Below are 14,526 nucleotides of genomic sequence, written 5' to 3' on the forward strand. Positions count from 1 at the left end.
AGACAGGCTTAAGTGGGAGAATATATTGTTGGATAACAGTGATAATTTGTATACAATCTGTTGCGTTTTACAATCAGATTAATTAATTTTGTGGTATAACCAAAATATAATATATATGAAACGAACTATTCTTTTTGTTTTCTCTTTGCTGCTCTTGGCAGGTGTCCGGGCTCAAGTCAAAGTCGGACTTGAAGTAGGAGGTGGTATAAACGGAATTATCTCCGATGATGTCTATAACTCTACCGATATGATGGAAAGAGCCGGAGTAACCGTGGACTTTTTCCCAAAGAAAAGGTCGGGGCTTATGTATGAAACCGGAATTTACTATGTGTATAAAGGATATAATATGTCAGGGTTTCTGTCAGACCGAACAGCCATAAAGGAATTGAGAACTAAAATGAACTGCTTAGAAGTTCCCTTTATGTTTGGACATGTAACCCAAATCGGAAACGAAAGTTCACAAGCCAGATTTATTTTTAAAGGAGGAGTATATCTGAATTGTGGAATTAACGGAAAGGGTACGGCTGTTTGGGAGCCAACCGGAGAAAGCAATGAAGAACGGATATCTAATGTATTCAAAGACCAATCATTCCAGAATGGGCAGTTCGTGGGTTACAACCGTTTCGATTTCGGTATACGGCTGGGGTCGGAATTTCAAATCAAAGACTATTTCCTCCGTGTTTCTTATTCGGCCGGATTCCTAAAGGTACATTCTTCCTACGGGAAAGCGATGAACAGTGATCTGTGTATTACGCTCGGATGTTATTTGTTGTAATTGAAGCAACTCCTGAAGGTAAATAGGCTTCATCTTTGTGGATTCGGGCGAACATAACATTACATTTTCAGGGGTACCTCATAAGTCGAGGTGCCTCTTTTTATAATCGTGAATGCTTTAGATATTAAGAATCAATATCACCGTATAAGCTATGTAGCAAAGTACTAATATGCTCCCTTCTATGCGGGTAATGGTGCGTTTTCCGAAGAATAGACCCAATAACCATAAAAGCATTCCCGAACCGACAAGTGTCAGCAAGTCGAAATTAGTGATTCCGTTCAGTCCGAGCGGGGTGATGGAAGCACTGCAACCCAATACGAAGAATATGTTAAAAAGGTTGCTGCCGATGACATTGCCGATTGCTATCTCCGGATTCTTTTTCAATGCTGCCACAACCGAGGTAGCCAGTTCCGGTAAAGAAGTTCCTCCGGCAACCAAAGTCAGCCCGATAATCGATTCGCTTACTCCCAAGTTGCGAGCGATGTTGCTGGCTCCATCGACAAACCATTGTCCTCCGAAAATCAGACCGGCAAGTCCGCCTATGATGTAGAGTGTGGAACGCCAGACAGGTAACACCCGTATCTCTTCCGGCTGGCTGCCGCTGTCCGGATGGCTCGAGATGGCAAATGTATAACCCATGAAGATGGCGAAGAAACAAAGTAGCAACAGGCCATCGGTGGTATTGAGGACATTGCGGGAAGCCCCGTCCAAGAATACATCGTTGGCACATATCAACAGTACAATGGAGGAAAGAATACAGAGCGGGATCTCCTTCTTCAACGTGTTGCTGGTGATGACAATGGGAGCGACGAGTGCCGTGCAACCTACGATCATCAGAGTATTGAAGATATTGCTCCCCACCACGTTTCCGATAGCGATGTCTGCACTTCCTTTCAAGGCGGAAGAGATACTGACGGTCAGCTCCGGTGCCGATGTTCCGAATGCTACGATGGTTAGTCCGATGACGATAGAAGGAATCCGAAAGCGTTTGGCAATGGAAGCAGCACCGTCCGTCAAACCGTTTGCACCTATTAGAATGAGGATGAGCCCTCCGATAAGAAGTAATATATCCATCTTTTTGTCCTTTTCTGTAAACTCTGCGCAAAGATAATGATTTACACTGATTGCCATATCAAAAACATTGTGTATGTTTGGCACGTTTATCTAAAATCAAAACTTGTTTAGTATGAAAAATAACCGATTCTTAAGTATTTTGTTCATCTGTCTGCTGCTTGCGGTGGGTGTATCAGCGCAGAATACCGTCAAGACATCTGTCCCCGATACGATCATAATTCCCGTTGTTCCCGATTCTGATACGATAGGTATTGCCCGTGTGAGGAATGAACTGGCTGCTGCAAAATTGAATGAGGCAAATATGCGGATGGAGATAGAGTTGCTGAAATATCAGGCGGATGCCGCTGACTCTTTGAAACAGGCGAAGCAGATGCAACGCATCGATTCTTTGAGAGCCCTTACTCCGGGAGTGCCGGTAGTGGTCACAGGCGATACGTTGTTCTATCTTTATGCAAAGAGGGGCGGATATACTCCGCAACAACGTGCGCAGATGGATGCTGACGCTATCGAGGAACTGGGTAAGCGTTTTAATCTGAATCCCGATTCGGTATATATCGAAAGTACGGATATCGTTACAGATATCATGTATGGTAATAAAGTAATTGTTTCTTTTACCGATCAGGACGGCCTTTGGGCGAATTGTTCGCGCGATCAGTTAGCTGCTAAGGAACGGCAGGTCATCGTGCAGAAATTGAAGGAGCTGAAAGAAGAACATAGTGCGTGGCAGCTGGGTAAGCGGATACTTTATTTCATTCTTGTGTTGGCTGGACAGTATCTTTTGTTCTGGCTCACCAGCTGGCTGTACAGAAAACTGAAAGTACGTATCCAGAAGCTGAAAGATACGAAACTGAAGCCGATTTCCATTCAGAATTATCAATTGCTCGATACGCAGAAGCAGGTTAACTTGCTTATATTCCTCGCTAATATAGGACGGTACGTCGTCATGTTGCTGCAGTTGTTGATTACTGTGCCTTTACTGTTTTCCATCTTTCCGCAGACGAAAGATCTTGCCTATACTATCTTTTCATATATCTGGAACCCGGTTAAAAGCATATTTTGGGGGATTGTGGAATATATACCGAATCTCTTCACCATCATCATCATTTATTATGCTGTGAAATATTTGGTGAAGGGATTGCGTTATCTTGCCACGGAGATCGATTCCGGGCATTTGAAGATTACGGGATTCTATCCGGATTGGGCACTTCCCACCTTCCACATTTTTCGTTTTCTGCTTTACGCTTTCATGATTGCCATGATCTATCCTTACCTGCCGGGCGCGGATTCGGATATTTTTAAGGGCATTTCTGTCTTTGTCGGTTTGATTGTTTCGTTGGGATCGAGTACGGTAATCGGAAATATTATGGCGGGGCTTGTCATTACTTATATGCGTCCGTTTAAGCTGGGCGACCGTATCAAGCTGAATGACACCACAGGTAATGTGATTGAGAAGACGGCATTGGTGACTCGTATCAAAACTCCGAAGAATGAACTGGTGACGATTCCGAACTCATTTATCATGTCTTCGCACACTGTGAATTATAGCTCGTCCGCACGCACTTACGGTCTGATTATTCATACGGAGGTCAGCATCGGTTACGATGTGCCTTGGAGGAAGGTGCATCAGTTGCTGATCGATTCTGCCTTGGCTACCGAAGGTGTGTCAGCCGACCCGGAACCGTTCGTTCTGGAGACCTCCTTGCAGGACTGGTATCCGGTCTATCAGATTAATGCCTATATTAAAGAGGCGGATAAATTGACACAGATTCATTCGGATCTGCTTCAGAATATTCAGGATAAGTTTGCTGAGGCAGATGTGGAGATTATGTCTCCTCATTACATGGCAATGCGCGACGGCAATGAGTCTACTATTCCAAAGGAAGATATCAAACCACAAACCACTGGTACGGGAAGTACGAAGCCGGCATAAAATAAAGAAGAAAAATAAGACATTGCACGTAGAGAAACGTTACAAGAGTGAATGCTCACTAGATTCTCGTTCTCTGCGTGCAATACTTTAAAGAGACTATACAAAGCTTTTGTTTCAGTGTTTTCTGTTTTTTTTATCTCTGCATAGCATCCTTCCAACTGTCATAATATCTCCTTTATTGATCAGTTTTCTTTTCTAATCTTTTATTTTATCGAGACTTTCATTGTTTCATTCCCCACGCAAATGATATAAACACCTTGGGGTAATGCTATTGAGAATGTATTTCCTTGAGATTTCGCATTTTGCACCATTTGTCCGTTAATGTTATGAATCCGTATCGACTCGTAGCCTTTTAGGTTTGAAACGGTAAGTAATTTTTGGTTAACCTGAATATTCAGGCGGGTTGACTGATTATTGGTTTGAATTCCTGTTTCAATCGGATAATAATATATGAGGTAAGAATCGGCTATCCAGCCTTTCATTCCGTTTGAAACGAAATAATCTTCACGGAGCAGGTTGCTATTTTCATTGTAAGTGAACTGATATTTAGAACCCTCTACCCATTTGCCGGTTGTTGCATCACCTTCTGAACGGACTATTTCTTTTAAAAGATTATTGTTGTCATAAGTACCGACTTCTTTTGTTGCAGGTGTCCAACCTTTGTCTCCCCAAACATAGCTTTCATAATTTGCCACGTCATTTTCATGTCCTGTGTATTCAAATATCTCTTTTATCACGCCAATGAACTCTGCTTCTTCCATATCATACCCGTATACTTCATGTAGCGTGTTACGGGAAGCTTCGTCATATTCGGTAATTTCTTTCTGCATAAGGATCAGTTCCGGTGTTGAACTACCGTATGGGATCGATTCTATCTGATAGAGGGTTTGATTTCCGTTCGTATCGTACTCATGGGTGTATACCGAACTTAACAGAGGTGTCCCGGTGGTATTATCAGGATAATAAAAGCGGGATTTTATTTCACGGCCTTCAGCATCGTATTCACCTTCCCATCTTTGTGAAAATCCCCAATCACCGTCTTCCCAGCCATATCCTTCCTCCAGGGTCATTTTCCCATTGATGTGTTCGTATATTATTCTCTGATCGTTTACCCATTCACCGTCTTCTGACTCTTGCCAAAATGCCATTTCAAGTTCATCATTCGCATCGTAAGTGAAAGTTCCTTTTGCGGTAGCTGAAAATTCGTTTGTGGCGTAGTCCAGCTCATATTCCGTTCTTATTTTCAGAAGTAAAGGTTTGATGGCATCATATTCGCAAATGTAGTAGAAGCTTTCAATAAATTCATCATCTTCCCATTCCCATTCATTATATCTGGTTACAAGCCCCAATTCGTTGTATTCGTAGATGTCTTTAAAACTTCCGAACCAGCCATCTTCTCCCCAATAATAACCTTCTTCCGAAATGAGTTTCCCGTCCGGGCGGTAGGAAGAGCTTTCTTTTTGGTTGTTCATCCATTTGCCGTCAGTGGCATTCCAGTAGAATTGTTCTTGATAGACTATGTTGCCATATTCGTCATATTCTAAAGCAGCTTTTTTGGTACCTGTCCATACTTCTTTTATCAGTTCGTAGAACTCATTATATACGGCTAGTCCGGCTTCATCGTATCTGACAATCTGCTCTTTTGTCGGTATCCAGGTATTATCGAGATCTGATTGTCTGAATTCTTCCAAATGGGTCAGTTTGTTGTTATCATCGTATTCGAATTTGGTGATGTACGTTTTTATACCATCAGGAGTAAATACGATCATGCTGTCCGGGTATTCCACAACTGTTTCATTCGGTGTCTTATATCGCGCAGATGTACGTGTTATAGCGTTTAATTCAACACGACCCATTCTTTTGTTCTTCTGGGCCGTCGCTATAGACTCGCTTTTGTTGCAACGTTTTAAAACTTTTTGTCTAGGAGTTACAGGCACGTCTGCCAACAGGGATGTTACGAATAAGAGAAATAGTCCTGTACTTAGGATCTTTTGAAGTAGTACTTTTTTCATAAGTTTTGTTTTATGTGTATAACAATAAGTGAATTTTTACAAATATAATCAATATTATTAGTTTCTAGGTATGTTTTGTGATAAAAATTATATTTAAGGCTGAATTATGTGTTGGTTTATAATTTTACAGGTGTTTGTTCTCATTCAACTGGATAACAATAAATGCTGTTTTTACTAGCTGTAGTTACCTGTCACAATGGGTATCTATATCCAACGTATTGGACATTAATGATTAGCGCGTTGAATATTAATGGTTAGCGTGCTGGCTATTAATACTTATCGCGTTGACCTTTAATGTCCGATAAGCAAGACTTTCATGATTAGCAATTGCTTGGTTATAAGCTCTTTATTTTCTGCTAGTTCTCGGTTGCTAAGTTTTCTTGGATTTTACTGCACCTTATCAGTATTTTCTGTTCGTTGGCTAGAGTAGTAGCAAATAAGTATACCTCTCCTCCTTCGGATAACTGGGTGCGCTTCCGGACTTCCGCCACTGTTGCAGGGAAATTACGGACTGTAATATTGGCTTTCTTTATATCCCCGAGCATCCTCTTTATTTCTTTTTTATTGAAGGAGCATTGTCCGGTTACAAGGAAAATACGGCCGGGAAAGCATTTTACATATTCGTCCGAGGTATAGAGGTGGCTGTTGGGATGTAGCTTTTTCACATTGAATGAAGAGGCGATGCTTCGAAATGCACCGGCTTTGAGGATAGATGCATTGGGTTCGTAGAGATAGGTTCCGACGGTTTCTGTATAGGTACATTCCGAAATCTGTTCCTTCTCACGGGTAAAAACAAATGAAGTTTGCTCTTTAACGGTGAGATTGATACAGAAGATGGGGATTTCCGTTTTCGGCTCTTTGCTCAAGATTAATAAAAGTTCTTTGCATTCATTGTTGACCGAGAGGATATGTACTTCCCGGGTATGCTGCATATTTCTCAATGCTAATGTCAGGTCGAGCATCGGAGATAATTTAATGATGACCTTGTGTCCCTTTTCCAGCAATAGTTTTTCGAGTTCGGCCACATTCGGTTCACAGTCGGAGATGGCGACAGTTTTGCCGCCATGTTCGTTTCTCCGGGCAGGATCGATAAAGATACAATCTACCGGTTCCATCTGTTGTAAATGGCTTACGCTGTCATCATTATATATAGTGATATGTTGTAGCCCTAATAGGGGGAAATTGTGTGCGGCTATTTCGCAAAGTTCCTTTTGCCGCTCTACGTATGTAGCTTTTTGAAACTTAGGGGATAGGAAGGCACAATCTATTCCGAATCCTCCGGTGAGATCGGCTAACGAATTTCCTTCGATCAATGAAGCTTTATAACGTGCTGTTATTTCCGAAGAACATTGTTCCAGCGAAAGGTGGCGGGGATAAAGAAGATTTTCGTTCTTTTGCCAGGAAGGGATCTTGTATGCAGCGATCTGTCTCCCTGCTATTTGGGTAATGGCCATCGGCATATCTATGTCCGGATAACGGGCAGCTTGCAATGCCAGCGTGTGAATGTCATCGTGGGCATGTAGGCGAATAAAGTCCAGTGTGGACTGTGAGAGATTTATCATTGGTTGCGAGAAGGCTAATTGTTGGTTGTATAAGTTGTATAATGAGTATCAAAGCGTCCGTGAGTGATCCTGCCGCCACTGAAGGTACCGCTAATGATCTGCTGTTGCTTGTCGAACCGGGTGATTTGGACAGTGCCGTCTTCCAGTTCTTGATTGCCGAACCGGACGTTGGAGAATATGCTTTCTTCTCCTTCTTTCGGTGATTGTATCGTAAACCGGATGGCTTTATCCCAGCTCGTTAATACTTTTACGTCCATTACTTTTGTGTATTCATTATAACAGAATGAAATAGAATATTCTTTCGTTGGTATTGAAAGGAAGAAGGCTCCGTACCTTCCTCCTACATATAACCAACCATCTATGAGGCAACCGAAAGTATCAGCACCTACATTGCTGATCTCAGGCATAACGGTTGTGTCCACCGTCCTATCTTCTTCGCAACCCAGACAGAAGATTGCCGAGAGAAGTATGAGTATATATTTTCTTATCATGATTCTATGGTTTTAAAATTAAAAGCTATAGGAGATACCCGCTGATAGATTTAATCTGCTTACTGAGAGTGGATCGTCATTGAATTCCACAGTAATTTCCTTACCATGGTATAGGGAGGTAACCTCTTTAATATGTGCATGTATATATTGTACGTTAGCTTCTAAATTCCAATGCCGGGTTAGTTTTAATGTGGCGTTTACTCCTGCATTGCATGCCGCGGACGATCCTCGGACAAGCCTGCTTTTCCCGAAAACTTTACTGTCATTACGATAAATCATTGAACCTGCTCCGATACTTAAACGGATAAAGAAGTATCGATTCTCGTAACAATAAAGTCCGACTTGTGGTGCTATGTAATGTGTATGTACATGATCGCTGCCTTCTTCATGGCTTCCTTTTGAAGAAAAGCCTGAATATAAAAGTCCTATTCCCATAATTTTTATAGGATGAAAATAGTAACCGACATCCCAGCTGACTCCTTCGGATAGTTCTCTTTCATAGCTATGTATTTGCCTGGTAAGTCCTGAAGTTCCCTCCAGGATATTGCTGTAGCCTGCCAGGAAAGAGAGGGTATGAACCCGGTCGGTCGTTTTTTGGGCTACTGACCCAACCCAACACACTATCAGGAAAACGAATAGTAAAGCATATCTTTTTTTCATCCTAAATTAATTTTATGGGTTTATAGATAGGTCTAATTTATCAGCTTGTATTTCCGTAAGGCATCTTCGCGGCTGCATCGGTTGAAATGCCACCACTCGCTGTTTAATGCCCGGAATCCGGCTTCTTTCATTACTTCTCTTAGCAATAGCCGGTTGTTCCGTTCTTCCGGGCTGATTTTTCCGTTTTTAACCAGCATTGCTTCTTGGGTGATATGGGCTTCGGCACCGAAATAGTCTACTTCCGTTCCCATCGGCAGAACTACATTGTTGCTATCGATGATGCTGACATCGACGGCAAGTCCGTAATTGTGCAATCCTCCTCCGTGTGCAGGATTGGATACATAAATGTTCTTTGACGTTCCCTTCACTCTGTTCCACATTTTTCTCTGAACAGACATTGGTCGGGCTGCGTCATAAACGATCAGGCGGTATTCGGGATGCCGTTCTTTTAGCCGTTGTTGTGCAAGCAGTAGAGATTGCAGGGCGTCTTCATGCAGGTAAGCTTCTTTGAGATCGCTGTAAAGAATCTCTCCGGTGAAATTATCAGGCGTGGCATACATCAGTTTTATCACAATCGTACTGTCGGCTTCCCGTATATTTTTCAATCCGAGTGAATCAAGGTACAAGGCGGTACGGCTTTTGATTTGGGCTGGAAGAGAGGCTGTTTGTAAGGAATCTGTCTTCGTGGAGAGGGTGGTGGAATCAGGCGATACTATTGAAGACGCTACTTGTCTTCTTGCGTCATGGCAAGCCATGAACGCAAGAAAGAACATCGGAAATAGCCATCTGTTGTATCTCATTTCTATTGCATTATTTAGATGGTTATGATTGCTGTTTGAATGACCATCGTGGTCTGTTATAATAAACGCGATTCCCTGTTTTGAAAGCTATCCCATTACTTTATTATTTTAATGGTTTTGCTTCAACCCCTTCCATAGTGAGTTTTACAGGATTTATAAATCCGTTCTCGTCGAAAGTCATGCGGTCGATGCAAACGTTACGGTGAGTGCCCTCTTTATCATTCAGCGGATGACGATGGTAAACGATATAATATTCTTCGGTACCCGGAATCTGTATGACAGAGTGATGTCCTGCACCCGTACCGATATTAGGATCTTGTTCCAATATTTTGCCGATTCGTTCAAAAGGGCCGAATGGAGAATCGGAGATAGCATATGCTACTGAATAGTCGGGACCTGTCCAGCCGCCTTCGCTCCACATGAAATAGTATTTATTGTTTTTCTTAAATACGAACGGTCCTTCAACGTAATGTTCGGGCGTAACTTCTTTGTACATGGTTCCGTCTTCGAATGGTATGATCTGTGTGAAGTCGTCTTTTAAACGAACGATGTTACAATGTCCCCAGCCTCCGTAGTACATGTAGTAATTGCCGTTGTCGTTGAATACAAACTGGTCGATGGGTTGTGCCCCGTTCACAATGTCGCTGATCAATGGTTTGCCGACTAAATCCTTATACGGTCCTTCCGGACGGTCGCTGACGGCTACTCCAATGCCGCCTACATCTCCCTGGTGGATATCGTTTGCAGAAAAGAAGAAGTAATACTTATTGTCTTTCTTCAGTACGGCAGGGGCCCATAGAGCTTTTGAGGCCCAACTGACGGTTGCCGTATCGAGAATGCACGCATGCTTCTCCCAGTTGACAAGGTCTTTCGAAGAGAAGCAATCAAAATAAGTAGCTTTCATTGCACCATTGCTGGACGTAGGATAAATCCAGTAAGTGTCATCGTAAATAATTGCTTCCGGGTCGGCATACCATCCTTCGATAATGGGGTTACCTGTCAGTTGTGTTTGGGTATCTGCCTTTTTACCCGATTGGCATGAAGCAATTGAGCCTGCTAATATCAAGGCTGTGAGAATCCATTTTGTTTTCATCGGTCTTATTATTTAGTGAATACTTTGCAAAAATAATAAAAGAAAGACAGCAGATACAAACAAAAGCTGCCTTTCTCATCGATAAAGAGTAATTATCCGATAGAAGTTAGGCTGCTACCTTAGTTATCTAATCTTTTATTTTTACTTGTTTTACCTTGGTCGGTTCGGTTGCTCCGTTCTCATAATACTCTAATATGATATCGTATTCACCACTAAGCATAATTTTAAGATCACAAGACCTGCCGCTTTCGATGGAAGTTAATATATTTCCACCTATCTCTTCGTTGAAAGAGCTGACCATCCAATTATCTTGTGTGCCTACATAAAAGCCTCCCCATACGCCCAATCTGAATTTCTTTTCGGTTCGGGAGCCTCCCTTAATAATGACTTTCAGTTTTATTCCAGCGGGCACATCGGCGCACAATGAATAATCACTTCTGTCCGAGACTGTAGTAACTTCATCGGCAAGAAGATTGATTCCATATTGGCCCATCTGGGGATAGGTGACGAATAAGGTACGTTGATAATCGGTATTTGCGTTAAAGTCCTGAATGCATTTGTTTAAATCCTCTGTAGTAATAGAGTACTCTACGCCTAACTCACTGTACTTTTTGATTAAGTTGGATTGTATTTCATCAATGTCAAGATAGGCAACATTGTCGGCAAGTTGCGAACCCAAGGCTTGGTTGTCTAGTTTTCCATCAGTCTGTATATCTGAGCTTATACCGGCAAGCAATTCCGAAACTTTACCCGTACTTAGCCGTCCTTGAATAATAGACGAGATTGTCAATAGGATGGCATCACTGTTTAGACTGAGTTGTTCAGATGGCATATCGTTTTCAGGGTTGCCTCCAAAAATATTCAAAACTTCTTTTCTTGCTTGCTTTTTTGCATTGGTGAAACTCATTCCCTCTTTTTTCACTAAATATTTTACACGGGGGTATTCTAGATGAGTTAGAATGTTTATATTGACAGAACTGGTATCGCTGATATCAGCCAGTGCATACAAGGAAAGTGGAGCGTTCGATACATCTCCTTCTACCTCATTAAAATAATAGCCGTCTGCTTTTAATTCGGCAAAGGGAGAAATAAGTTCGATATTTCTTTCTTCAAAGCTTCCTGAGTTATCTGCTATTCTTGTGGAATAGACAGTACCCGTTTGACCGAGTTGGTCGTCCAATAGGGTAATTGTTACTGATGAACCGTTTATATAGGGTCCTTTCTGCACATATCCGTTAAATGCCGTTTTGATAACAGGCTTTTGAGGTGGCTCTTCAATTACTTTTTCTTTAGAACAAGCAATAAAGTTCGCAATAAACGTGGCCATTAATAAGGTCATTCCAATAAATCTGAATGTTTTCATGACGTATATATTTATAAGTTCAACGTAAATCTGCTATATGTTTGAAATCAGGATATTCCCCCCATAAATATAATTTGGTGTATAATAATTGGAAGCTGCTTTAAAGATAAACCTTAATGGAGACGTCTATAGTTATACAGATAACAAATATAGAGCTTTTGTTACTTATAATCAAATAAATAGCAATATTTATTTGCGAATGGACTGCCTATGCATAAGGAGTTTTTTTATGTGAATAGAAAAAGCCGCTACAATATGATTTTCCAAGGGTCAACAATAGGTCAACAATGAAGCATTTCAAGGTGATTTTATGCCAATTTCGTCATAATCAGAAAATTTCAAACCAAAGAAAAATCCCCATAAACTGCTGCTTATGGGGATTTTACCGGTGGGCCATCTAGGGCTTGAACCTAGGACCTCCAGATTATGAGTCTGTTGCTCTAACCAACTGAGCTAAAAGCCCGTGATCCCTTGTTTAAGGATTCGGATGCAAAATTAATGCTTTTCTCTGAATTGTGCAAGTTTTCAGGGACGAAAATACATCGGAAAAGTTGAGGCTTTATTAAAAAAGTGGCTTCTTTTCTTGCGGAATCAGATAAAAAAGTAAAATCTGGACAGGAATTGGTTCTTTGTAATAATTAAAAGATTATCTTTGAAGTGTCTCTTGAATGAGAATCATTCTGTGTATTATCAATACTTAATAATGTCATGAACAACAAACTACTACTATTATCAGCCGCTTCCGCTTTCTCCGTAACGGGTTTTGCCGCTGATTACACGAACATTGTACTCGTCAATCTGGACGATGTGGGTTATGGGGATTTTTCCTGCAACGGAGCTTATGGTTATACGACACCGAATATTGACAGAATGGCCGGTGAAGGTATGCGTTTTACCCATTTTCTGGCTGGGCAACCGATTAGCGGTGCTTCCCGTGCCGGATTACTGACTGGTTGTTATCCAAACCGTATCGGTTTTGCAGGAGCGCCTGGACCGGGTTCTAAATACGGTATTCATCCTGAAGAGATGACAATGGGGGAACTGTTGAAACAGAAAGGATATAGCACTGCTATTTTTGGGAAATGGCACTTGGGTGATGCGGAGGAGTTTTTGCCTTTGCAGAATGGCTTTGATGAGTATTACGGATTACCTTACTCCAACGATATGTGGCCGTATCACCCGCAACAGGGGGAAGTCTTCAATTTTCCGGATCTGCCGACATATGATGGTAACAAGGTGGTTGGATATAATACGGACCAGTCAAAATTTACTACAGACTATACGACACGTTCCGTCAATTTTATTAAGAAGAATAAAAATAAACCGTTCTTTCTGTATTTGGCACATTCCATGCCTCACGTCCCATTGGCTGTTTCCGACAAGTTCAAGGGAAAGAGCGAACAAGGCTTATATGGTGATGTCATGATGGAGATCGACTGGAGTATCGGTGAGATATTGAAGACTTTGCGTGAACAGGGATTGGAGGAGAATACGCTGGTTATTTTAACTTCGGACAATGGGCCTTGGACTAACTATGGCAATCATGCTGGCTCAGCGGGTGGTTTGCGTGAGGCAAAAGCAACCACGTTTGACGGTGGTAACCGTATCCCGTGCATCATGTATTGGAAAGGGAAAATCCAGCCGGGTACGACATGTAATAAATTGGCTTCTAATATAGATTTATTCCCTACTTTTGCTGAGATTAGTGGCGCTCCGCTTCCGGTTCGTAAGATAGACGGGGTGAGCATCCTCTCGTTGATAAAAGGGGAGAAGAATGCCAATCCTCGTGAATCATTCGTATATTACTATAATAAGAATGATTTGGAGGCGGTAACGGATGGGATGTTTAAGTTGGTATTCCCCCACAAATATGTTACTTATGGTGCTTATGAACCGGGAAATGATGGCCAGCCGGGGCGTTTGACAAGCTTGGAGTTGTTGAAGCCGGAGATGTACGATCTTCGCCGTGATCCGGGAGAACGCTATAATGTAATCACGCAATATCCGGAAGAGGCTGCAAAACTGATGAAGATTACCGATCAGAAACGGCAGGAACTAGGTGATAATCTGACACGTATGAAGGGGAATGAGCGTCGAGAACCCGGATTGGTAAAGAATAAATGATGTATATAGAATAACGGTCGTTCTGTATCGGATAAAATGCCTGTTGCTTCTTGGGAGGAATGGGCATTTTATTTTTTTGTGAATAATCAATGGCATCTACGTTGTGTGTTGCCGAGTTGGTACCAATGTGTGTGGCACAGTACTGCCGGTTGATTGGTAAGATGGTGCTTCTTCATGGGCTACGTTGTGCCGATTAATCAGTATTGCTTCATTCTTGATTATTGATTAGGGAAGTATTTGTAGGTGAATTTAGCGGTTGGATAATGAACTTATTAAATGTACCAATCGACTCCGAAAAAATCCGTAAGGCAATTGGTACATTAATCTGTTGTTCTGTTTATTTACGTTTAGGGTTCTTCGGAAACCACCCCTTCTTTACTCTTTCTTCCTGTTCGAAGATCTCTTTGATGGTCCAGAAAGAGGAAAAGGCAAAAACTCCCAGTAAAGAGGAGACGAGAATATTGTCCACACAAAGTGAGGTCACTACTCCAGCTATTCCTAATATAAGGAATAGCCACCAACATTTGGTGCCCCAATAATATTCTGCTTTTACCACAACAGGATGGAAAAGACCGATTATCAGGAAAGTACAAATTCCTATCAGGAGACCTGACAGGTGGTAATCATTCAGAAACTCCATGG

At 41.8% G+C, this 14,526-nt stretch carries 12 protein-coding genes and 1 tRNA gene; 3 read left to right on the top strand and 10 right to left on the bottom strand.

The window, feature by feature from the left end; translation table 11 throughout:
• Window positions 1–115 precede the first annotated feature (115 nt).
• Window positions 116–775 carry an outer membrane beta-barrel protein gene (locus tag H8744_RS06390; protein WP_262434045.1) on the top strand — a complete coding sequence of 220 codons (660 nt, stop codon included), beginning with the start codon at window positions 116–118 and terminating at the stop codon, window positions 773–775.
• Between the two features lie 117 nt (window positions 776–892).
• On the opposite strand, the gene H8744_RS06395 is transcribed toward H8744_RS06390, so the two are convergent.
• On the bottom strand, window positions 893–1,849 hold the full coding sequence (locus tag H8744_RS06395) for a calcium/sodium antiporter (RefSeq protein WP_262434046.1): 957 nt from the start codon (window positions 1,847–1,849) through the stop codon (window positions 893–895).
• Window positions 1,850–1,961: 112 nt separating this feature from the next.
• Here H8744_RS06395 and H8744_RS06400 point away from each other — a divergent pair, with 112 nt between their 5' ends.
• On the top strand, window positions 1,962–3,779 hold the full coding sequence (locus tag H8744_RS06400; RefSeq protein WP_262434047.1) for a mechanosensitive ion channel family protein: 1,818 nt from the start codon (window positions 1,962–1,964) through the stop codon (window positions 3,777–3,779).
• A gap of 203 nt (window positions 3,780–3,982) precedes the next feature.
• Here H8744_RS06400 and H8744_RS06405 read toward each other — a convergent pair whose 3' ends face one another.
• From H8744_RS06405 to H8744_RS06440, 8 genes are all read right to left on the bottom strand, one after another.
• Window positions 3,983–5,791, bottom strand: a complete 1,809-nt coding sequence (locus H8744_RS06405) for a T9SS type A sorting domain-containing protein (protein ID WP_262434048.1) — start codon at window positions 5,789–5,791, stop codon at window positions 3,983–3,985.
• A gap of 356 nt (window positions 5,792–6,147) precedes the next feature.
• The gene (locus tag H8744_RS06410; protein WP_262434049.1) at window positions 6,148–7,353 is read right to left on the bottom strand and encodes a THUMP-like domain-containing protein; all 1,206 of its coding nucleotides are present in this window, start codon (window positions 7,351–7,353) and stop codon (window positions 6,148–6,150) included.
• Window positions 7,354–7,367: 14 nt separating this feature from the next.
• Window positions 7,368–7,844, bottom strand: coding sequence for a Riean_0653 family protein (locus H8744_RS06415; protein ID WP_262434050.1), 477 nt, complete (start codon window positions 7,842–7,844; stop codon window positions 7,368–7,370).
• 18 nt (window positions 7,845–7,862) lie between these two features.
• The gene (locus H8744_RS06420) at window positions 7,863–8,504 is read right to left on the bottom strand and encodes an outer membrane beta-barrel protein (protein WP_262434051.1); all 642 of its coding nucleotides are present in this window, start codon (window positions 8,502–8,504) and stop codon (window positions 7,863–7,865) included.
• Window positions 8,505–8,536: 32 nt separating this feature from the next.
• Window positions 8,537–9,259, bottom strand: coding sequence for a M15 family metallopeptidase (locus H8744_RS06425; protein WP_439649374.1), 723 nt, complete (start codon window positions 9,257–9,259; stop codon window positions 8,537–8,539).
• Window positions 9,260–9,407: 148 nt separating this feature from the next.
• The gene (locus tag H8744_RS06430) at window positions 9,408–10,397 is read right to left on the bottom strand and encodes a glycoside hydrolase family 43 protein (protein ID WP_262434053.1); all 990 of its coding nucleotides are present in this window, start codon (window positions 10,395–10,397) and stop codon (window positions 9,408–9,410) included.
• A gap of 127 nt (window positions 10,398–10,524) precedes the next feature.
• Complete coding sequence (locus H8744_RS06435) at window positions 10,525–11,760, bottom strand: hypothetical protein (protein ID WP_262434054.1); 1,236 nt, start codon at window positions 11,758–11,760, stop codon at window positions 10,525–10,527.
• A 389-nt stretch (window positions 11,761–12,149) separates the two neighbouring features.
• Window positions 12,150–12,223, bottom strand: a tRNA-Ile gene (locus H8744_RS06440).
• A 245-nt stretch (window positions 12,224–12,468) separates the two neighbouring features.
• Here H8744_RS06440 and H8744_RS06445 point away from each other — a divergent pair.
• Window positions 12,469–13,884 carry a sulfatase family protein gene (locus H8744_RS06445; RefSeq protein WP_262434055.1) on the top strand — a complete coding sequence of 472 codons (1,416 nt, stop codon included), beginning with the start codon at window positions 12,469–12,471 and terminating at the stop codon, window positions 13,882–13,884.
• Between the two features lie 337 nt (window positions 13,885–14,221).
• On the opposite strand, the gene H8744_RS06450 is transcribed toward H8744_RS06445, so the two are convergent.
• Complete coding sequence (locus H8744_RS06450; protein ID WP_262434056.1) at window positions 14,222–14,524, bottom strand: DUF4491 family protein; 303 nt, start codon at window positions 14,522–14,524, stop codon at window positions 14,222–14,224.
• Window positions 14,525–14,526: the final 2 nt, after the last annotated feature.

The organism is Jilunia laotingensis (assembly GCF_014385165.1).
In the GTDB taxonomy this organism is placed as follows: Bacteria; Bacteroidota; Bacteroidia; order Bacteroidales; family Bacteroidaceae; genus Bacteroides; species Bacteroides laotingensis.